This window comes from Brevibacillus sp. TJ4, from assembly GCF_044627595.2.
Taxonomy (GTDB): domain Bacteria; phylum Bacillota; class Bacilli; order Brevibacillales; family Brevibacillaceae; genus Brevibacillus.
In genome coordinates, this window is the sequence record NZ_CP185865.1 from 4,007,801 (window position 1) to 4,027,719 (window position 19,919).

At 54.9% G+C, this 19,919-nt stretch carries 18 protein-coding genes; 2 read left to right on the plus strand and 16 right to left on the minus strand.

What is annotated here, in order from left to right:
• Positions 1-70: 70 nt before the first annotated feature.
• From ACAF76_RS19670 to ACAF76_RS19710, 9 genes are all read right to left on the minus strand, one after another.
• On the minus strand, positions 71-1,351 hold the full coding sequence (locus ACAF76_RS19670) for an aspartate aminotransferase family protein (RefSeq protein ID WP_400164543.1): 1,281 nt from the start codon (positions 1,349-1,351) through the stop codon (positions 71-73).
• Between the two features lie 16 nt (positions 1,352-1,367).
• Positions 1,368-3,035, minus strand: coding sequence for a M20/M25/M40 family metallo-hydrolase (locus ACAF76_RS19675; RefSeq protein ID WP_400164544.1), 1,668 nt, complete (start codon positions 3,033-3,035; stop codon positions 1,368-1,370).
• Positions 3,036-3,066: 31 nt separating this feature from the next.
• The gene (locus ACAF76_RS19680) at positions 3,067-4,014 is read right to left on the minus strand and encodes a D-2-hydroxyacid dehydrogenase (RefSeq protein ID WP_400164545.1); all 948 of its coding nucleotides are present in this window, start codon (positions 4,012-4,014) and stop codon (positions 3,067-3,069) included.
• 12 nt (positions 4,015-4,026) lie between these two features.
• The gene (locus ACAF76_RS19685) at positions 4,027-5,310 is read right to left on the minus strand and encodes a TRAP transporter large permease (protein ID WP_400164546.1); all 1,284 of its coding nucleotides are present in this window, start codon (positions 5,308-5,310) and stop codon (positions 4,027-4,029) included.
• A 21-nt stretch (positions 5,311-5,331) separates the two neighbouring features.
• On the minus strand, positions 5,332-5,808 hold the full coding sequence (locus tag ACAF76_RS19690; protein ID WP_400164547.1) for a TRAP transporter small permease: 477 nt from the start codon (positions 5,806-5,808) through the stop codon (positions 5,332-5,334).
• A gap of 98 nt (positions 5,809-5,906) precedes the next feature.
• Positions 5,907-6,950: a DctP family TRAP transporter solute-binding subunit gene (locus tag ACAF76_RS19695; protein ID WP_400164548.1), complete on the minus strand. Its 1,044-nt coding sequence runs from the start codon at positions 6,948-6,950 to the stop codon at positions 5,907-5,909.
• Positions 6,947-7,612 carry a GntR family transcriptional regulator gene (locus ACAF76_RS19700; protein WP_400164549.1) on the minus strand — a complete coding sequence of 222 codons (666 nt, stop codon included), beginning with the start codon at positions 7,610-7,612 and terminating at the stop codon, positions 6,947-6,949. Before ACAF76_RS19700 ends, ACAF76_RS19695 begins: the two co-directional genes overlap by 4 nt.
• A gap of 241 nt (positions 7,613-7,853) precedes the next feature.
• Positions 7,854-9,074: a GTP-binding protein gene (locus ACAF76_RS19705; RefSeq protein WP_400164550.1), complete on the minus strand. Its 1,221-nt coding sequence runs from the start codon at positions 9,072-9,074 to the stop codon at positions 7,854-7,856.
• A gap of 134 nt (positions 9,075-9,208) precedes the next feature.
• The gene (locus ACAF76_RS19710; protein ID WP_400164551.1) at positions 9,209-9,991 is read right to left on the minus strand and encodes a helix-turn-helix transcriptional regulator; all 783 of its coding nucleotides are present in this window, start codon (positions 9,989-9,991) and stop codon (positions 9,209-9,211) included.
• 257 nt (positions 9,992-10,248) lie between these two features.
• On the opposite strand from ACAF76_RS19710, the gene ACAF76_RS19715 reads away from it, so the two are divergent.
• Positions 10,249-10,680 (plus strand): VOC family protein, encoded by a 432-nt coding sequence (locus ACAF76_RS19715; RefSeq protein ID WP_400164552.1) that lies wholly within the window; start codon positions 10,249-10,251, stop codon positions 10,678-10,680.
• Between the two features lie 61 nt (positions 10,681-10,741).
• Here ACAF76_RS19715 and ACAF76_RS19720 read toward each other — a convergent pair whose 3' ends face one another.
• The 3 genes from ACAF76_RS19720 to fosM form a co-directional block, all read right to left on the minus strand.
• Positions 10,742-11,461 carry a YebC/PmpR family DNA-binding transcriptional regulator gene (locus ACAF76_RS19720; protein ID WP_400164553.1) on the minus strand — a complete coding sequence of 240 codons (720 nt, stop codon included), beginning with the start codon at positions 11,459-11,461 and terminating at the stop codon, positions 10,742-10,744.
• A gap of 186 nt (positions 11,462-11,647) precedes the next feature.
• Positions 11,648-12,637, minus strand: a complete 990-nt coding sequence (locus ACAF76_RS19725; RefSeq protein ID WP_400164554.1) for an ornithine cyclodeaminase family protein — start codon at positions 12,635-12,637, stop codon at positions 11,648-11,650.
• 141 nt (positions 12,638-12,778) lie between these two features.
• Entirely contained in the window at positions 12,779-13,201 is a 423-nt protein-coding gene (gene fosM / locus ACAF76_RS19730; RefSeq protein WP_400164555.1) for a FosM family fosfomycin resistance protein, read from the minus strand.
• Between the two features lie 245 nt (positions 13,202-13,446).
• On the opposite strand from fosM, the gene ACAF76_RS19735 reads away from it, so the two are divergent.
• Entirely contained in the window at positions 13,447-14,076 is a 630-nt protein-coding gene (locus ACAF76_RS19735; RefSeq protein WP_400164556.1) for an RraA family protein, read from the plus strand.
• 86 nt (positions 14,077-14,162) lie between these two features.
• Here the strand turns inward: ACAF76_RS19735 and acnA are convergent, their stop codons facing one another.
• The 4 genes from acnA to ACAF76_RS19755 all read right to left on the minus strand — a co-directional run bounded on the left by acnA (position 14,163) and on the right by ACAF76_RS19755 (position 19,789).
• The gene (gene acnA, locus ACAF76_RS19740) at positions 14,163-16,886 is read right to left on the minus strand and encodes an aconitate hydratase AcnA (protein WP_400164557.1); all 2,724 of its coding nucleotides are present in this window, start codon (positions 16,884-16,886) and stop codon (positions 14,163-14,165) included.
• Entirely contained in the window at positions 16,870-18,054 is a 1,185-nt protein-coding gene (locus ACAF76_RS19745) for a PrpF domain-containing protein (protein ID WP_400164558.1), read from the minus strand. The genes acnA and ACAF76_RS19745 overlap by 17 nt, the downstream gene beginning before the upstream one ends.
• Before the next feature lie 200 nt (positions 18,055-18,254).
• A complete protein-coding gene (locus tag ACAF76_RS19750) occupies positions 18,255-18,812 on the minus strand; it encodes a DNA-3-methyladenine glycosylase I (protein WP_400164559.1) in 558 nt (185 codons plus the stop codon).
• A 134-nt stretch (positions 18,813-18,946) separates the two neighbouring features.
• A complete protein-coding gene (locus ACAF76_RS19755; protein ID WP_400164560.1) occupies positions 18,947-19,789 on the minus strand; it encodes an aldo/keto reductase in 843 nt (280 codons plus the stop codon).
• Between the last annotated feature and the right edge of the window lie 130 nt (positions 19,790-19,919).

A 19,919-nucleotide genomic window follows, 5' to 3' on the forward strand; every position in this document is an offset into this window, starting at 1 on the left:
TCGTGTATATAACCCCCAAGGTCAGGTCACCAATGGGGGTCTGTGAACAATGGTTGTGTGCTGCTTTCGATTAGCGAAGCTCAGACAGCGATTCCCGGATGATGCGCAGCGCCTCGTCGATCTCTTCCTTGGTCACCGTTGTCGGAGGGATGAAGCGGATGACGTTTTTGTCTGTTCCGCAGGTGAGCAGGATCAGTCCTTTTTCCATCGCTTTGTCTTTCAGTCCGCTGACCGTTTTCGCGTCCGGCTTGCCGTCCTGATCCAGGCACTCCATCCCGATCATCAGGCCCAGTCCGCGAATTTCGGCGATTTGCGGGTAGTCTGCTTTGAGCTTATGCAGCTCCTCGACGAAGTAGGCTCCCATCTTGTTGCAGTTGTCCAGGGCGCCGCCCTCCAGCAGTTCAATCACCGCCAGCGAAGCCGCGCAGGCGACCGGGTTGCCGCCGTACGTGCCGCCGTGCGTGCCGGCTGTCCATTGGTCCATCAGCTCCGCCTTGGCGACGAGCGCGCTGAGCGGGAAGCCGTTGGCAATCCCTTTGGCCAGCGTCAGCACATCCGGCTGAACACCGAAATGCTGCCAGGCAAACATCTTGCCGGTACGGCCAAAGCCGGTCTGGATTTCATCAAAGACCAACAGGATGCCGTGCTTGTCGCAAATGCTGCGAAGCTCCTGCAGGAAGCCTTTCGGCGGAACGATGTAGCCGCCTTCGCCTTGAACGGGCTCCAGGATAATCGCCGCCACCTGGTCAGGCGCGATCAGGAAGCGGAAAATCTCGTCCAACTGCGCCAGGCAGCGCGCTACTTCGGCTTCTTCGGACAGCCCGCTGCGCAGCGCGTACGGGTATTCCGCGTAGTAGACACTCGGCAAAAGCCCCTCGTAATCCATGCGGTAGCCGCTGTTGGAAGCAGTCAGGGTCGTGGTCGCAATCGTCCGTCCGTGGAAGCTGCGCTTGAACGAGATGATGCCGGGACGCTTGGTCACTTTTTTCGCCAGCTTGATCGCCCCTTCATTCACCTCTGCGCCGCTGTTGGAAAAGTACACTTTGCAGTTGCCGCCGTTGAGTTCGTTCAGCTTTTCTGCCAGTTCGACGTACACCGGATAATAGACGACGTTGTGACCGCCGTGGATCAGTTCATCGATCTGCGCTTTGGCACGCTCGACTACCAGCGGGTGGTTGTGACCGACATTGGTTACGGCGACGCCGCTGGCAAAGTCGAGGTACTTCTTGCCGTCCTCGCTCCAGAGGTAGGCGCCTTGTCCTTTTACCACGCCGAGGGTGGTAGCGCGGGAGGCTACCGGCGGCATTACTGCATTGGCGCGTTCGTACAGGCTCTTGGTTTGTGTAGTCATCGTTATCGCTCCTTTTCTACTCGTTCGTTTGCTTGCCAAGCCACTGCTCTGTCATTTCCCGGATCATGCGCGGCACAGTCTCGAAGGAATACGGCTTGTAGACACGCTCCGTCCAGCGGTGCGCATCGAGCCCGTAGACGCCGACATTGATCGCGGGTACATTGAGATCGCGTATTCGCTTCACCGGAACCGGGTAAATGCGCTCCCACTCGGGGAAGTTGTCGATCAGGGCCGCTACCTCCTCGTCGGTGTCGTGCAGCGAAAGGTAGCTGCTGTCCGACAGGTATGGGAAGAAGCGTTTGACCGCAAAGCGCTCTCCTTTTTGCTGCTCGAAGCCTTCCGTGACGTCCTGGATGACCGCCATGACTTCCTGATCGCGCGGGGAGTCGCCCTTCAAGTAATTGTGCGGGCAATACGGCGGCGCAAAAAACAGGATGATGCACGGTTTGCCGCTCGGATCAAGAGCCCGCAGCGTGTCGACGATGTGGAAACACAACTGGCGCGGTTCCATGTCCGGATTGTCCATCGCCACTTGCGCCGTCACTTGCTTCACATCGATCCCTTGTCCGGCCAGTTTGTCGCAGAACTCTTCGTACGTGTACACATCCATCTCCCAGGACGGCATCTCATCCGGGAAATGGTTAACCCGGGCAAAACGAGTGTACTGCTCGATGTAGTAATCGCGCGTCCAGGTTGCTGCATCCACTGCGACATCCTTCAATTTGTTGATGATGTCCTGCGGCGAATCCTCCAGCACCATGTAGTTGAAGTACAGATAGCTCGTCACGGATGTCTGGACGTTGTAAAAGGCTTTTGTGTCGCGGTGGTAGAGGGCGGACGGCGGAACGACCATTTCACCTTCCACCTGTTCGGTCAACTCCATGTTGTTGTTGATGCGCCGGTTAAGCTCCGCCGTCACCAGTGTCGGGTCGAGTCCTCCGAGCGTCTGTCCGACATGGGTTTCCCGCCCGTAGACGTAAAAGCAAGGAAGCAGCTTGCCGACAGCACCCGTGTAAATGTATTTATGCGGATCGCCCGGATAGAGCGGCGCGATGTAGTCATTGTTGATCGCCACGACGTAGTGCAGCCCCTCCTCGTCGCGCAGGCGGAGCAGTTCATCGACGGCGACAATCACCCCGGTATGCTGGTTTTCCTCTACCGGATTGGCCATGAAGATGATGTCTCCTGCCAGTTCGTCGAGGTGTTGGGAGAAGTACAGCAGATTGGCGAGATGGACAGCGACGCCGCTTTTCATATCAAGCGCGCCCCGCCCAAACATCCAGTCGCCGGATCTGGCGTGCTCCTTCACTTCCGGGTTGCCGTCCCATTCGGAAAAGAAGCGCAGCAGCGCTTGCGGGTCGTTGGCAATGTCGATCTGCTTGCCGTAGTCGTCGATCCCGACCGTGTCGATATGGGAGTGAAAAATCACCGTCCGTTTGGAGCCGCGTTTGCTTTTGATGCGGGCAAATACATTTTTTCGTCCGAGGTGATCGCCCGGCAAAAGCTGCGTCCACACCTGCCCGGGATGCTCCTGGAAATACGGGAAGCTGCGCAAAATCTGCTCGACTGCTTCGGCAATATCCACTTCTCCGGCAGTTCCGTTGATACTCAGTGTCTCGACCAGTGACGCGGTCATGGCCTCTACCTGTTCAAACAGCGACAGGTTTTTTATCTGTTGGTACAAGCACTCTCTCCTCCTTCGGTCTTGCAAGCACCTAATACTCCTTCGTGGTGTCTACGACATTGATCATCTCTGTTTGATGGCGAAGTGCCTTCCAATTGTGAAGGAAGATGTCAACACAGCGGTCAATGTAGTAAATCGATTTGGCAGACATGTGCGGGGTCAAAAGCAAATTTTCGCACTCCCACAACGGGCTGTCTTCCGGCAGCGGCTCCTGCTGGAACACATCGAAAGCAGCCCCTCTCAGCCGACCGTCTTTGAGCATCTGGACCACGTGGTTCTCATCGACGGCATCGCCGCGGCCGATGCTGATAAACACCGCCTCTGGCTTCATCCGATCGAGCCGTTCGGCGGAGAAGAAACCTCTCGTCTGTGTCGTCGAGGGCAGGATCGTAATGACGTAGTCCGCCTGTTCGTACACGTCGTCTTCCTCGCCCAGCGCATAGGTTGTGTCAAAAGGCTCGACCGGTCTGCCGCTGGTGTTGACCCCGCGGACGCGAACATCGAACAGCTTCAGCTTTTCGGCGACCGCTTTGCCGATGACACCTGTGCCGTAAATCAGCGCTTCCCGTCCGGCCAACTCGCCTACCAGCTTGGTGCGGTCGTACTTCTTTTGCTCCTTGAGCGCGCGGTAGCGCTCCATATCCTTTTCAAAATGCAGCATGCAGAGCACGACGTATTCGCTCATCGGCTTGACGTGTATGCCCGAAGCATTGGTGACCCGTATTCCTCTCTCGTGCACATAGCGGTACGGCAGATTGTCCAGACCTGCCCGAATGATCTGAATCCATTGGAGTCGCGGGAACCGCTCCAGGTTTTCTGCCGCCAGATCGTCGCCAAACGTGATCAGCGCCTCTGTCTGTGCAGCCACATCCGCCGGAATGTCGCCCATCGAGGAAAAAACCAGCGGAGCGCTCCCGGCTTCTTGGGCAATGCGCTCGACGTGCCGAGGCAAGATTTCATTCGTAGTCGAAACAATCATACGGATACCTCCCTACTTCTGGATCGATGGAAGCCATGTAGACATTTCCGGTACATACGTAATGACCATCAAGGTAATAATCATCATCAGCAAAAACGGCATGATCGCGCGGATGATTTGCTCCAGCGGGATTTTGCTGACGCTGGATGCGACGAACAGGTTGACTCCCAATGGCGGGGTGATGAATCCGATGGCCAAGTTGGCGACCAGAATCACGCCGAAGTGAATCGGATCGACGCCGACGTTGGTCACAATCGGCAACAAAATTGGCGCCAGCACGACCAGCGCAGAAATCGTATCGATAAACATCCCGACGATAATCAGGAAAATATTGATCATCATCAGAATGATGAGCTGGCTATCCGAGATCGACGTGATGAAGCTGGCGATCGCATTCGGGATTTTTTCCAACGTCATAATGTAGGCGAAGGAAATCGACAGCCCGATGATGATCATCGTGGAGGCGTTGATGATCGCCGATTCGACGATCGCTTTGTACACATCGGACCAGCTCAGCTCGCGGTGGACGAACATCCCGACGACAATCGCGTACACGACTGCCACGACGGCTGCTTCAGTCGGAGAAAATACACCGCCGTAAATGCCGCCCAGAATGATCACGGGAATGAGCAGCGCCCATTTGGACTCGTACAGTGCCTTGAGCACATGTGTAAACGTGATTCGCTCTGTCGTGGCAGGCTTGTAGCCTTCCTTTTTGGCGATTACGTAGGAGACGACCATCAGTCCGATCCCGATGATCAGCCCCGGAATAATCCCGGCCAAAAACATGCTGCCCACGGACACCCCGGCTACGACACCGTACAGAACGAAAGGAATACTGGGGGGAATAATGACCCCGATGGAACCAGCGGCCGCAGTCAGCGCAGCCGCAAACCCGGCGCTGTAGTTTTTCTCGCGCATCGTCGGAATCATAAAGGAACCGATCGCGGCTACCGTCGCCGGGCCTGACCCGGAAATGGCGGCGAAAAACATACAGGACACGACCGTCACCATCGCCAGGCCGCCGACCATCCAGCCGACCAGTACAGTTGCCAAATCAAGCAGTCGCTTGGAAACCCCGCCTTTTCCCATCAAAATCCCCGCCAGCATAAAGAACGGGATGGCCATGAGCGGGAATGAATCCAGCGATGTAAACGCCTTTTGCGTAATCACGCCAAGCGAGAGGTTCGTCGTAAACGCGATCGTTGCGAGCGCTGCCAAACCGAGCGAAATCGCAACAGGCACATTCAACAGAATAAACAGCATCAAACTGCCAAACAGCACAAGAACCGTCATGGTTGTCTGATTCCCCCTTTCCTACGGTTTTTCCGGTTTGAACAAGAAGTAGATTTGCTGGATCAAGCGAATAGACATCAACAGGCCGCCAAGCGGAATTGCCGAATAAATAAACCACATCGGCAACTGCATTGCTGGTGAATCCTGCCCTCTTGTAAACATTGTGTTCACCAGATCGGTACCCGCTATAGCCAAAAAGACAGCAAGCACAAACCAGAGGATGAGTGCAATAAGATCGATGATTTTCTGCCCTTTTTCATGAAACAGCTTTTTAAACGCCTCTACTTTGATATGCTCTTTTTTGCGAATGGCAAAACTAGCGCCGATCCAAATCTGCCAAATATGCACGTAACGCGCTAATTCTTCTGACCAGGAAAGGGAATTTTCAAAAATATACCGGGTAATCACTTGAACAAAAATCAGTACAACCATGACTACCATCGTGGCAACCAGAAACCACTCTTCCAACTTTTCGTCCAACAGTTTTTTCAAGGTCACGGGCCTCACCTCTTTTGGGCAGATTCGTCGAGAAATGAATGTCCTTATACCCCGCTACTTGAAAGCGAGGCATAAGGAATCGGTGTGTAACAATTTGTTTAGTTGTTGGCTTCCATTGCTTTCTCTACCAGCTCTGCACCGATTTCAGCCGTGAATTGGTCATAGACGGCTTCGGAAGCAGCGATGAACGCGTCTTTTTGCTCAGGTGTCAGCTCGTTTACTTTCATGCCTGCTTCGACCAGCTTGTCCAGGAACTCCTGGTCCTGCTGTTGAGCCAGTTCGCGTTGATAGTCGCGGTACTCAAGCGAAGCGTCCATTACGACTTTTTGCAGGTCTTCCGGCAGGCTGTTGTACCAGTCGAGGTTTGCCAACAGAATCGTCGCTGCGTACACGTGTCCGCTCATTGTCAGGTATTCTTGTACTTCGTAAAACTTGTTGGTGTAGTAGAGAGAGATCGGACATTCCATCGCATCGTACACATTTTGCTGCAGGGCAGTGTACAGCTCGCCAAAGGCGAATGGAGACGCATTGGCGCCAAACGCGTTGAAAGTCGCCGTGTGAACCGGGTTCTCCAGGGTGCGCAGCTTCAGGCCTTTCAAATCTTCCGGCGTGTTGACCGGTCCTTTGTTGTTGGACATGTGGCGGAAACCATTTTCGCCGAAGACCAGACCTTTAAATCCATTCGATTCTAAATCTTTCAGCAATTCTTGACCAACTTCACCGTCCAGCGCTTTGTAGGCGGCTTCGTTGGTTTTGAACAGGAACGGCAGGTCAAATACCATGAATTTTTTGTTGAAGCCGGCAAGCGGCGCCACAGCCGGGATGGTCATTTCCACGTTTCCAAGCTGTACTGCCTCGATTGCTTCCCGGTCAGACGGGAAAAGGGAGCCGTTGGGGTAGAGTTCTACCTTGATTCTGCCGTCGGAATTGGCTTCTACGGTTTCCTTGAATTTCACTGCGGAAATGTGCGTGGATTGCTCTTCTGGCACCAGGTAGGCAACGCGCAAGTTGTAGGTTTCTCCACCGGCATCGCCGCCACCACTATTGGATGTACCTCCTTGCGTTCCTCCACCGCCACACGCAGTCAACACAAGCATCATTGCCAGGCTCAAACCGCCCAGCAGCTTTTTTCCCTTTTTCATTCATCGTTCCCCCTTGGTTTCATTTTTGCTCTTCTCTCTACGCTTTGAATGTGTTTGCGCATCGTCGCCCCGGCTTTTGCTACATCGCGGTCGGCCAATGCCTGGATAATCTGCTGGTGCTCGACCAGCGCTTCATCGGCACTCTCCTCGATGGTGCGGGACAGGACCAGAAAGCGCAGAAGCTGGTTGCTGATCTGCTCCACGAAATCTTTGAGCTTCGGATTTTGCGTGACTTCAGCGATCAGCACGTGGAATTGCGAATCCAGCTCGATGTACGTGTAGTAGTCATTCTTTTGGATCGCTTCCATCTGGCCGATGCACGTCTGTTCCAGCTTTTGCAGAAACTCGTCGGTGACGAACGGCACAGCCTGCTCCGCCGCGAACACCTCCAGCACTTCCCGCAAACGGATAAAATGCTGCAAGTCCTCCTCGGTAAAGTTGGCCACCCGCGCTTTCTTCCCGGTCTCCAGCTCGACCAGCCCGTCAAATGCCAACTGGTTGATCGCCTTGCGCAACGGCGTGCGGCTGATGCCCAGCATCGATGCGATCGACTCTTCCGGAAGCGGGTCACCTGGCATGAAAGTGCCTTGCAGAATCGCTTTTTTCATTTCTTTGTAGGCACGGTCGGCCAATGTTTCGTTTTGCGGCAGCTTGTTCAACATCTTCCTTTGCTCCCCCCTCCTTCACCACAGCATTGAATACTGTATACAGAATACCGTTTATGTTTTATAAGTATAGAAAATAGTTAGACAATTGTAAAGAAAAAAATATATTTTATTGTGAGAAAACCTTACATTGGACAAATGATGCTGCCTGGTCATGCAAAAAGGCTCTGCCGCAGTATGAGCGACAAAGCCTTTCTCGATAGGTTTTGCTATGTTTGTTGCCTGTTGTTAGCCTGGCTCAGGTGGCCGTGACGATTTCCACGGTCACGTCCCCGGTTGGCAGCGGATCGCGGAAGCTGCTCCAATCCTCTCCCAGTTCGTCCTCCTGCAGCAGGCAGGCATCGAGGCTGCGCGTGATCTCCTCCTGCTTCATGCCGATTCCGATAAACACGATCTCGTTTTGGCGGTCACCGTACTCAGGGTGCCAGTTTTGCGCCAAGTCCGGCTCCTCGCTGAAGACCCGCTGCTTTTCTTCCTCCGGCAGTGCTGCCAGCCACTGTCCCGCCACGCCCATCTGAATCGACGGACCCGCCTGGCTGATCGTGAACGCCCAGTCATTGCGGGTAGCAAGCCAGAGAAAGCCTTTGGCCCGAATCACATCTTCCGGCCAGTTTTCCAGCCATTGATGCAATCTCTCGGGATGAAACGGGAGGCCCTGCTTGTAGACAAAGGATGAGATGCCGTACTCCTCCGTCTCCGGCGTATGGCTTGGCTTTTGCAGCTCTTGCAGCCATCCTGCCGAATGGCTCGCCTTTTCAAAATCAAACCGTCCGGTATTGAGGATTTCCCGCGGATCGACTTGACCGTGGGTGGCGCGAATGATTTTGGCAGTCGGCTGCAATTTGCGCAGCACCGCCTCCAACTCCTGCAACTCCTCTTCCTGTACCATGTCGCACTTGTTCAATACCAAAACGTCGCAAAACTCGATCTGGTCGATCAAAAGGTCGACGACTTCCCTGGTGTCTGTTTCATCGACTGCTTCGTTGCGCTCCAGCAAACTCTCGCCGGAGGAAAAATCGTGCCAAAAGCGATAGGCGTCCACGACCGTCACCATCGTATCGAGGCGGCAGATCGCGGACAGGTCGATGCCATTCGCTTCGTCCTGATACGTAAATGTCTGGGCGACCGGGACCGGCTCTCCGATTCCCGTCGATTCGATCAAAATGTAATCGTACGATCCTTCTTTGACCAGCCGCTCCACCTCTTGCAACAGGTCCTCCCGCAAGGTGCAGCAAATACATCCATTGGACATTTCCACGACCTTTTCGTCCGTCCGCGAAATGCCGCCTCCATTTTTAATAAACTCTGCATCAATATTGATCTCGCTCATGTCGTTGACAATAACGGCGACCTTCATGCCGTCGCGGTTGTGCAAAACATGATTCATAATCGTCGTTTTTCCCGATCCCAAATATCCGCTCAACACCGTAACCGGAATCCGCGTGTGCTGTCCTTCCATCAGACTTCCCTCCCCATTTCGCTCAAACGGCGCTTGCAAATCGTATTTTTTACGTTTTACAAACCGTAGAATACCGCAGGCAAGGAGGGAAGTCAAGATAAAACGTAACGATTCCGATTTGAGGGACAATCAGGCTAATTATGGAACGAATGAAGAAATCGATTCATCAGGACAGGTAGCGAGACAAGAATTGGCGGATCTTCCAGGCGAGGCTTGCGCAGCATGATGTTCAACGGGGGAACGGGGCAATCCGGCCTGACGACGATCGGCTCCTTCTGGCGACAGCGCAGCGTCGAATGTGGCAGCAATACGTCCTTTGTCTGCATCCCCCAGGACACCGATGTGGCGAGCAAATAGTAGATTCCCGGCCTTACCCCCTTGAAGCAAAACGAACCGACAGACGGCAGCAGTGTCCCGTAGATCGGCAAGCCTTCCGGGATCGGTTTGGCAAACAAACCAATCAGAATCACGCCTTGAAAGGAAGACTCGGCCTGAATGTTCCCTTCCACGCTCGGATACTGATCGGCGAAGGTACGTGTCACGCCCCACTGCGACAGCTCCTGCAACCGGCGCACATACTGGTCTACCTGCGCACTGGAGTTGCGAAAATGCGCCGGGGTGACGCCGACCTTTTCCGTAAATCGGGTGGTGAAGGTCCCGAGACTCTGCTGGCCGATTTCCATGCCGATGTCACGGACGCTCAAATTGGTATTTAGCAGCAAATCCTTTGCCTTTTGCAGGCGCAGGGCAGAAACGTAATAGAGCGGAGTGAGTCCCACCCTCTCCTTGAAAATGCGGGAAAAATGATACGGGCTGTACCCGGCGTATGCCGCCATATCCGCAAGCGACAGCGGCTCATACAGGTGTTGGTGAATATAGGCGATCACTCCGTCGATCTCGGCGTACCGATCCGTCACTGTACTCCACCTTTCTACACGAAGATTCCCAATTGCACAAATTCTCTGCCTGTCTCTTTATTCCTTCCGTCTTGCTTGATCCGGTTCCATCCAGGCAGGCGGCAGAACCATCCCATGAAGGGAAAAACTCCGCAATCGAAAAGAAACCTGCCCTTCATTCGTCAAGTAGAATAAAAGCCATACTGTTATACGATGCTAGATTGTGGAGCGTCGTGTAGAGAATACAGGAAATACGAATAAAAAGGAGATGACTCGCCATGTCTGTACAGCTTATCCCCTATTTCGTAATGAACGGAAATGCCAGGGAAGCGATTGAATTTTACGTGAAAGCACTGGACGGAAATGTTCTCTTCAGCCAAACCTTCGGGGATATGCCGGAAAGCCCCGACTTTCCGATTCCAGCCGAAGCCAAGGACCGGATCACCCACGCCACCATTCAGGTAGGGGAATCGCAACTGATGTTCTCGGATACGTTCCCCGGCCAGCCGCATCAGATCGGAAACCAGGTAACCGTCTGCATCAGCACCGATTCTTTGGAAAAGTCGCAGCGCATTTTCGAGGCTTTGAAAGAAGGCGGACAAGTGAGCATGCCCTTTCAAAAAACCTTCTTCAGCCCTGGCTACGCAGTTGTGACGGACAAATTCGGCGTTACGTTCCAGATCAATACCGAGAACGGTTGCCTGGAATAAACGCACAACAAAACGGCTCCGTCCGCTTCATCGCGGGACAGAGCCGTTTTCCTTATAGTGCTTATTCTCCCAAATCGACGTTGTGATAGACTTGCTGCACATCCTCCAAGTCTTCCAGCGCGTCGATCAACTTTTCAAACTGTGCCAGTCCGTCCTCCGGAAGCGTCACTTCATTTTGTGCGAGCATCGTCAGCTCGGCGACCGTAAATTCGTTGACACCGGCGTTTTTCAGAGCTTCCTGCACGGCGTGGAACTGCTCCGGTTCGGCGTAGACGATCACCGCATCGTCTTCCTCCATGATGTCGCGCACATCCACTTCGGCTTCCATCAGGATTTCCAGCACTTCGTCTGCTGTCTTCCCTTCCAGACCGATGACCGCTGTCGCGTCAAACATATACGCAACCGAGCCGCTCACACCCATGTTTCCGCCGTTCTTGTTGAACGCGGCGCGCACTTCCGAAGCCGTGCGGTTGACGTTATTGGTCAGGGCATCGACGATAATCATCGAACCGTTCGGACCGAAGCCCTCGTAGCGCAGCTCGTCGTAGTTTTCTTCCGCACCGCCTTTTGCCTTTTCAATCGCACGGTCGATGATCGCTTTCGGCACGCTGTACGTTTTGGCCCGCTCCAGCACCACTTTCAACGCACGGTTGGACTCAGGATCAGGCTCGCCTTGCTTGGCGGCTACATAAATCTCTTTTCCGAACTTGGCGTATACACGACTGGTATTTGCGTCTTTGGATGCTTTCTTTTCTTTAATATTGTTCCACTTACGACCCATTCTTGTTCCACTCTCTTTCAGTTTTCCAAAAATTGTTCCGCCCCTGCAGCACGTACAAAGCAGGAATGGCCGCTGCCCACGCGCGGGCAACCCCATGTATTCACCTGACTATTATACCGCAAAATAGGCGGCGGGGAATGGGAATCTGTTAACAATTCGTCCTGCATCCTTTTTTTGTGTGAATGATTACAAGCAAAAATCAGTGCCGATTCCGTGCTTGCGGGCCTTCTCGTATACACTGCGGGCGACTGCCGTATCCAGGTAGGCGATTCCGACAGATTTGTACAAGGTGATCTCCTCTGCGGACTCGCGCGCTGGCCTGGTCCCCGCCACAATCTCGCCAATCTCCGCATAGATGTGCGAGAAGTCCCACTCTCCCCGCTCTGCCGGAATGATCAGATCGCCCGCCTCGTGTTGGGCGCCTTCCACCGTATCGACGACGATCTTGTGGCTGCGGCGCAGGGTCGTCAGGTCTACCTCCCGCATATGCGGCTGGAACGCGCCGATCGCATTGATATGGGCGCCCGGACGAAGGCGCGCTCCGTCAAACAGCGGCTCGGTCGCTTTCGTACTGCACATGATGATGTCGGCGGTTTCCACCGCCTGATTCGGGTCATCGACAATCCGTATCTCGCCCTGCCAATCCGGGTACAGCTCCCGAAGCGCCTGGGAAAACTGTATTGCCCTCTCCCTCGTCCGGTTGTACAGCACGACTTCCTCCAGGGCACGCACCTCCATGACCGCCTGGACCTGGCCGATCGCCTGTGCTCCGCATCCCAGAACGGCGCAGTTTTTCGCCTCTGGACGGGCCAGGTATTTGGTCGCAACTCCGCTGCTTGCTCCCGTGCGCAAGACGGTCAAATAGGTGGCATCCATCATCGCCACATGCTGTCCGGTCTTTGTCTCGGTCAACAAAATGACGCTTTGCAAGGCGGGAAGCCCCTCTTTGTGGTTATCGGGAAAAATCGTGATCACTTTGGCGGCGACGTAGTCGAGCGATTCCACGTACGAGGGCATGTAAAGCGTCGTGCCGCCGTACTTTTCGTGACCGATGGCGGTGCGGATCGGCGTCGTCACATTGCCTTTCGCGTTTTCCTCAAAAACCTGTTCCACATCTGGCAGACAATCCTTCATAACGTACAGTTGGCGAATATCGGATCGAGATAAAAGCAGCAATGCAACCACCCTTTCACATCTGGTTATTGGTTTTGAGCAAGCACCGCAGTCCTGCCCTGTCACGGACGCCCGCCCCCGGGGACGATTTCTTCGATATATGCGTTTGTCTGCGAAATAACCGGCACCAATTCCGCTACCCCGTCAGTCAAAAAACTGCATGTGTGTCTTTTCCTGCCGGTAGTAATCCAGTCTGTCCTGAAGCGTCCCGGTGTGAAACTCAAATTTGTGTCCGTCCGGATCGGTAAAGTAGATCGACCGCTTGTCTCTCTCATCGCGCTCCCGTCCGGGCAAGATGTTGACGTGCAGGCGCCGCAGCTTTTCGCACATCTGATCGAACTCGTGCTCGGGTACGGAAAACGCGATGTGGGTGTACGATTCTTTGATTTCATTGCGCGGAATCCCTTTTTCTACGTTCAGCGCCAGCCACATTCCATGCAGGTCAAAATAGGCGGTGCTTCTCCCTTTGACGAGCAGCCTGGCGTCGAACACGTCTCGGTAAAAGGCAATTGACTTCTCCAGATCTGATACGGAGAACAAGAAATGGTTCAAGCCTGTAATCGCCATTCGGCGCTCCCCTCCACAAACGCATTTTCCCCATCATCTTCTACGGGAACGAAAATTTCAAGCGCGGATTGCCCAGGCAAAGACATCACTGCGCCGATCTTCTGAGCCGTGGCACCGTTGGCTGGCATCACCCATTTCCCCTATTTATGGCGGTCGATAAACAGAAGCTATTGTTCAACTGCTCGCCGATTGACGTATAATTCATGTGGACTACTTCCATTTTGTCCCAAGGGGGAGGGCTTGTGATGTCGGATTTACTAGCGAAATACCGGACCGTTCCTACTACGTGCATATCGGACGTGACGATGGGGCTTGTCAACATGGACAGCGCCATCAAACCGTTGAAGGAGGAGTACCGGATCGCCGGTCGCGCGTATACCGTGCAAATACCGGCCGGTGAAAACCAGGCTGTTTTGCAAGCGATACGCGAAGCGCAGCCGGGAGATGTGCTGGTCATTGACGCAAAAGCAGACACGTATCGGGCGATCGCTGGCGACTTCGTCGTTGGTCTGGCGAAGGCGCTCGGGATTCAAGGTATCGTCGTCGACGGTGTCATCCGCGATGTCATCGGCATCAAAAGACTGGGCGTTCCGGTGTTTTGCCGGGGCACGACCGTTGCGGCCAGCGGAAAGGCCGGCTGGGGACAAACCAATGTCCCGATCTCCTGCGGCGGCGTTGCTGTGCGCCCTGGCGATCTGATCGTCGGCGATGCGGACGGGGTCACTGTCGTTGCACAGGAAAGAGAGCAGGAGATTTTGCAAAAAGCGTTGGACAAGTTGGCCAAGGACGAGGCACGGGAAGCAAGCGTCGCAGGTGACCCGGATGCGGCGCGAGCTTATTTGGATGAGGTCCTGTCGGCATCGTCCAAAAAGTAGAACGATTTGCCGCACATAAGTGAAAGAAAGCGACAAAAGGAGCCAGATCATCCGGCTCCTTTTCGTTGTTCCTTCTATATAAGGGATTAGATTGACTGCAACTGATTGCGCAGCACCATCTGCAACACCCCGCCGTGACGATAGTATTCAATCTCTGCCTCGCTGTCGAAGCGGACGATCGCTGCAAATTCGGTCTTGCTGCCTCCTGGTGCGACAGCGGTGATCCGCACCCTTTGCCCGGGCTTGAGCGATTCTTCGAGCGCGATATCATACTGCTCTGAACCGGTCAGACCGAGAGTGTCGGCGTTTTCCCCTTCCGCGAACTGCAGCGGCAGCACCCCCATCAGGGCGAGATTGCTGCGGTGAATCCGCTCGAAGCTCCGCGCCAGTACGGCTTTTACGCCGAGCAGGCAGGTCGCTTTCGCCGCCCAGTCGCGGGAGCTGCCCATTCCGTAGTCCACACCGGCGATAATCAATAGTCCGGTCCCGTCTGCGCGGTATCGCATCGCCGCCTCGTAGATCGGCATTACCTCGCCTGTCGGAAAGTAAGTCGTGACCCCTCCCTCCGTCCCCGGTGCGATCTCGTTTCGCAGGCGGATATTGGAGAAGCCGCCTCGCATCATCACTTCGTGGTTGCCTCTGCGAGAGCCGTAGGAGCTGAGTTCGCCTGGCACAACGCCCTGTCCCAGCAAATATTTGCCCGCTACGCTGTCCGGCGGAATCGTACCGCCTGCAGGCGAGATATGGTCCGTCGTGATGGAATCGCCCAGCTTGACGAGGATGCGCAAGCCTGTGAGCGGACGGATGTGCCCGGCCTCTTTGCTTATCGATTGGAAAAACGGCGGGTTTTGCAAATAGGTGGAGGACGGTTCCCATTCGTACAGCATCCCTTGACTGGCCGGAAGCCGGTTCCAGTCTTCATTTCCCAGGAGCATCTGTTCCTTCTGCCGCTCGTACAAATCCGGGCTGATCGCCTCGGCTATGACCTGCCGGATTTCCTCGTCTTGTGGCCAGATGTCAGCGAGAAACACGTCTCGACCGTTCCGATCCTTGCCCAGCGGCTCGCTGTCCAGGCGAATGTCGACAGTACCGGCGATGGCGTAGGCGACGACGAGCGGCGGCGAGGCGAGAAAGGTCGCTTTGACCAGCGGGTGAATCCTGCCTTCAAAGTTGCGGTTGCCGGACAGAACCCCGGAGACGATCAGGTCATGCTCGACGATCGCCTGTGCAACTTCATCGGGAAGCGGACCAGAGTTTCCGACACAGGTCGTGCAGCCGTATCCGACCAGGTAAAATCCGAGTCTTTCCAGGTATGGCAGGAGGTTTGCCTTTTGCAAATAGGCGGTGACGACCCGGGAGCCCGGCGACAGGCTGGTTTTTACGTAGGGAGGGACAGTCAGCCCTTTTTCCACCGCTTTTTTTGCCAAAAGGGCAGCGCCGATCATCACATGCGGATTGGACGTGTTGGTGCAGCTCGTGATCGCCGCAAGCACGGTCGACCCTGTACGCAAGGTGGACGTCTCGCCGGTTGGATGAACAATTCGCACCGACTTGTGAATCTCCCGCTCATCCAGTCCGTATCCCTGATTCCCTGCTTTCTCGGTCAAAGCGGACCTGAACCTGTCTTTCCCCTGCGAAAGGCGGATCACATCCTGCGGTCGTTTGGGACCTGCCAGGCTCGTCTCAATCGTCGACAGGTCTATCTCCCACACCTCCGAATAGGCAGGCTCCTCCCCGCCAGGTGTGTAAAACAATCCGTTTGTCTTGCAGTACGCCTCGACCAGCCTGACATGCTCCTCCGGCCTTCCGGTCAGCCGCAGGTAGCGCAGCGTCTCTTCATCGACCGGAAACAAGGTCACGGTAGCGCCGTTTTCCGGCGACATATTCGCCACCGTCGCCCGGTCCGCGAGGGAAAGCGTTGTCATTCCCTTCCCGAAAAACTCCACGAATTTTCCTACTACCTGTTTCGTGCGCAACAGGTGGGTCACATGCAGCGCCAAGTCCGTGCCCGTCGAACCCGGCGGCAGCTCGCCGCGCAGCCGGATACCCACGACTTCCGGAGCCGGAAAGCAGGAGGGCTGCCCGAGCATCGCAGCTTCTGCCTCGATCCCGCCGACACCCCAGCCTACGACTCCGATGCCGTTTACCATTGGGGTATGCGAATCGGTTCCCAGACAAGTGTCGGGAAAGGCGAGCGCTTCGCCATTTTCCACCGTAACGGTCTGGACGACAGAAGCCAAATATTCGAGATTGGCCTGATGAATGATCGAGGTAGACGGAGGGATCGCTCGGAAGTTGCGGATCGAGCCAGTCGCCCACTTGAAAAATGCGTACCTCTCCCGGTTCAGTTCAAATCCGCGCTTCACATTGTAATCCAGAGCATCGGGCGCTCCAAAGCGGTCGACCTGCTCGGCATGGTCAATTACCAAATCGACGGGGATAACGGGATTGATCCGCTCCGGGTCTCCTCCCATTTCCGCCATCGCCTGGCGCAGGGAAGCGAGATCGACGACGACCGGGATGCCCGTAAAGTCCTGGAGTACGATTCGCGCCGGACGAAACGGCACGTCAATCTCTCGTTTGGCTGCGCCGCTGCCCCATTGCGCGAGATTTTCCACATGCTCCCGCCTGATCGTCACACCGTCGCACTGGCGCAAGACGGACTCCAGCAAAATTTTGATGGAATACGGCAGTCTGGCGATCTTGCCGATGCCCTGCTCTTCCAGCGCCTGCAAGCGATAGTACGTATACGTGCGGCCATCGACGGAAAACGTGGAACGGGACTGGAACCCGTCATGCTCTGTACGCATCGGTCTCATCCTCTCCCACACAGCGCTCTCTGTAAGCGGGCACGTACAAGTCGCCCTTGATGATTCGTCTCGCCGTCCTCTCCATTCCCACAGAGCGGACGTCCTGTCCGTCATCTGTCAGCGATGCGCGGACCTCGGCAATTCCTTCCGGGTGACCGATCCGCACCGTTTTCTCCACGGTCATGCGATCGCCGGACAGATGCTGATGGGGAATCGTGCCGGGAAGCAGGGCAGCAGCGGCCAGGCAATACAGGCCGCTTCCCGCAAAAGTACGGTGAAACTTTCCCATCGAGACCATTTTGGCGACCAGGTCTACCTCTGTGCCGGACACCCGTTCTCCGCCCGATGTCACATAGTCATGGGGTGCGGCTACGATCGCGATCTTCGGAATCGACGGCGTCTGCCTCGCTTCCTCTACCGTGCCGCACATGCCCGCCGCCACAGCCATTTGCAGGCGAATCATTTCCAGCTCCTGTACGAGCGCTTCATTGGCGGACAGTTCGCTGTTTGGCTCCGAACCGGTGATCCCCAGCTCCGCAGCCGACACAAAGACAAACGGGTTGACCACATCGACAAAGGAAACCCGATACTGCCTGTTATTCGTCGCAAGCGTGAACGCGCTGCCGACAGGCAATGTTTTCCCAGTCTTGCCGCCACCAGGCGAGAGGATGTCCACTACGTATTTGGCGCCCGGCAGCTTTACGCCAGGCATCCGATAATCTCCGCTCACCTTTGCCTTGCCGTCTGTCAGCGGAACGGTAATGGAAATTGTTTTTTGAATATTCGTATTATTTACAGCAACAACAGCCTCCTGGGCATCGGGCGCCACCCGTACATACCCTTCATCGACGGCAAATGCCCCGACAGCCGCCATCAGATTTCCGCATGTGCCCTTGTCGTCGATAATCGGCTCGCCAATCCCGACCTGGTAAAACGTATAATCAATGTCCGCGCCCTCCACACTTGGCTCGGAGATGACGCACACCTTGCTCGCATGCGAGGTTCCTGCCCCCAATCCGTCGATTTGCGAAACATTGTAGGCGTCAATTCCGGCGAGAAATACATGTGCTTGCAGTTCGCGCTCCTTTGGCAAATGCCGTTTATGAAAAAACAGCCCCCGGCTCGTTCCTCCCCTGTACACAGCACACGGAATCGAAAACTGAGACATCCGCTCGACCTCCATCCATCGTTTATGATGCTTGCCCCCGATAAGGAGCAGGTGAGTTCATTATAGAGCAGGATTTTCCAGCAAAAAAATACCGATGATTGATGGTTGGCGATAGAGAAACGGAATCACACAAAAAAGAGCCGTCACCAGAGCGGGCAGTCCCGTCCTTGCGGCTCTTGCTTCCTGGCATATTCGCATGTTTACTTGCGATCGTAGCACCAGCACGACACTACGTGGTCGTTGACCATGCCGACCGCTTGCATATAGGCGTAGCAGATCGTCGTTCCGACAAAGGAAAAGCCGCGCTTTTTCAAGTCCTTGCTCATCCGGTCGCTGATCTCGGTCGAGGCCGGAACTTCCCGCAGCTCGCGGAAGTGATTGCGGATCGGCTTGCCATCTACGAACGACCAGATATAATCGCGAAACGAGCCGAATTCCTCGACCACCTTGAAATAGGCATGGGCATTGGAGATGACAGCCCGGATTTTGAGTTTGTTGCGTACGATGCCTTCGTTTTGCAGCAGCTCTTCGACTTTGCGATCATCGTACAAAATGATTTTTGCCGGGTCGAACTGATCAAACGCCTTCCGGTAGTTCTCCCGTTTTTTCAGGATGGTGTACCAACTGAGCCCTGCTTGTGCCCCCTCCAGATTGAGGTATTCGAACAGCAGACGGTCATCGTATACGGGAACGCCCCACTCCCGGTCATGGTACTCGATGTACAAAGGATCTTGATTGACCCAGCCGCATCTTTGCATGCCATTTCCTCCTTCGCGGTCAGCGAACATACATTCCCTTCCATCATACCTTGTCCTTTTCCTGATGACAAGCGATCTTGCACAAAAGAAAACGGGAGACAGCTCCCATGCTGTCTCCCTCTATCGGCCGCGCCTCAGAAATCAAAATTGTCCGGGTCTGGTCCGACTCGATGATTTTCGTTCAAGCTGTCGATTCTCTCCATCTCTTGTTTGGTCAGCTCGAAATCAAACAGTGTCGCGTTTTCCACAATGCGCTGTTCTTTGGTCGACTTCGGAATCGTGACTACGCCATGCTGCAAATCCCAGCGCAGAATGACCTGGGCGACCGACTTGTTGTATTTGGCACCGATCTCTTTGAGCACCGGGTTGTCCAGCAACTGCCCCTGCATCAGCGGCGACCACGCTTCGAACTGAATACCCTGTGCCTTGCAATAGTCCCGCAGCTCCTGTTGGGTCAGGCGCGGATGGAACTCCACCTGATTGACCATCGGTTTGATCTCCGCGTCTTTCAGCAAATCTTCGAGGTGGTGAATGTGGAAATTGCTGACCCCGATGGCGCGTACACGTCCGTCCTTGTACAGCTTCTCCAGCGCTCTCCAGGCGTCTTTGTACTTGCCTTCGACCGGCCAGTGAATCAGGTAGAGATCCAGTTTTTCCAGCCCCAGCTTGCTCAGGCTCGTCTCATAGGCAGCCAAGGTCGACTCGTATCCCAGATCGGAGTTCCACACCTTGGACGTCACGAACAGGTCATCCCTGGAAATGCCCGCTTCGGTCAAACCCTGGCGGATGCCTCTGCCGACTCCCTCTTCATTTTGATAAATCGCCGCTGTGTCGATACTGCGGTAGCCGTGCTTGATCGCCGCCTTCACCGCATGTTCCAGCTCCGGCCCTTCTTCTACCTTGAACACGCCCAATCCGAACCAAGGCATTTTCACTCCATTCGAGAGGACAGTCGTATCTTGCAAATGTTTTGCCATTATCATCTCATCCTTTTCCATTTTTTTGTACAACACCATTCTCACTGGCTTTCGCCGATGACAGATGCTATTCTGACTTATAATACCCATTTCGGGAAGTACGCACTTTTTTGTACCATAGTAACAAAAA

Excerpts from the sequence above, each read along its gene's own strand:
- ACAF76_RS19670 (WP_400164543.1), bottom strand. The coding sequence starts at position 1,351 with ATGACTACACAAACCAAGAGCCTGTACGAACGCGCCAATGCAGTAATG.
- ACAF76_RS19680 (WP_400164545.1), bottom strand. The coding sequence starts at position 4,014 with ATGATTGTTTCGACTACGAATGAAATCTTGCCTCGGCACGTCGAGCGC.
- ACAF76_RS19685 (WP_400164546.1), bottom strand. The coding sequence starts at position 5,310 with ATGACGGTTCTTGTGCTGTTTGGCAGTTTGATGCTGTTTATTCTGTTG.
- ACAF76_RS19695 (WP_400164548.1), bottom strand. The coding sequence starts at position 6,950 with ATGAAAAAGGGAAAAAAGCTGCTGGGCGGTTTGAGCCTGGCAATGATG.
- ACAF76_RS19700 (WP_400164549.1), bottom strand. The coding sequence starts at position 7,612 with ATGTTGAACAAGCTGCCGCAAAACGAAACATTGGCCGACCGTGCCTAC.
- ACAF76_RS19705 (WP_400164550.1), bottom strand. The coding sequence starts at position 9,074 with ATGGAAGGACAGCACACGCGGATTCCGGTTACGGTGTTGAGCGGATAT.
- ACAF76_RS19715 (WP_400164552.1), top strand. The coding sequence starts at position 10,249 with ATGTCTGTACAGCTTATCCCCTATTTCGTAATGAACGGAAATGCCAGG.
- ACAF76_RS19720 (WP_400164553.1), bottom strand. The coding sequence starts at position 11,461 with ATGGGTCGTAAGTGGAACAATATTAAAGAAAAGAAAGCATCCAAAGAC.
- fosM (WP_400164555.1), bottom strand. The coding sequence starts at position 13,201 with ATGGCGATTACAGGCTTGAACCATTTCTTGTTCTCCGTATCAGATCTG.
- ACAF76_RS19735 (WP_400164556.1), top strand. The coding sequence starts at position 13,447 with ATGTCGGATTTACTAGCGAAATACCGGACCGTTCCTACTACGTGCATA.
- acnA (WP_400164557.1), bottom strand. The coding sequence starts at position 16,886 with ATGCGTACAGAGCATGACGGGTTCCAGTCCCGTTCCACGTTTTCCGTC.
- ACAF76_RS19745 (WP_400164558.1), bottom strand. The coding sequence starts at position 18,054 with ATGTCTCAGTTTTCGATTCCGTGTGCTGTGTACAGGGGAGGAACGAGC.
- ACAF76_RS19750 (WP_400164559.1), bottom strand. The coding sequence starts at position 18,812 with ATGCAAAGATGCGGCTGGGTCAATCAAGATCCTTTGTACATCGAGTAC.
- ACAF76_RS19755 (WP_400164560.1), bottom strand. The coding sequence starts at position 19,789 with ATGGCAAAACATTTGCAAGATACGACTGTCCTCTCGAATGGAGTGAAA.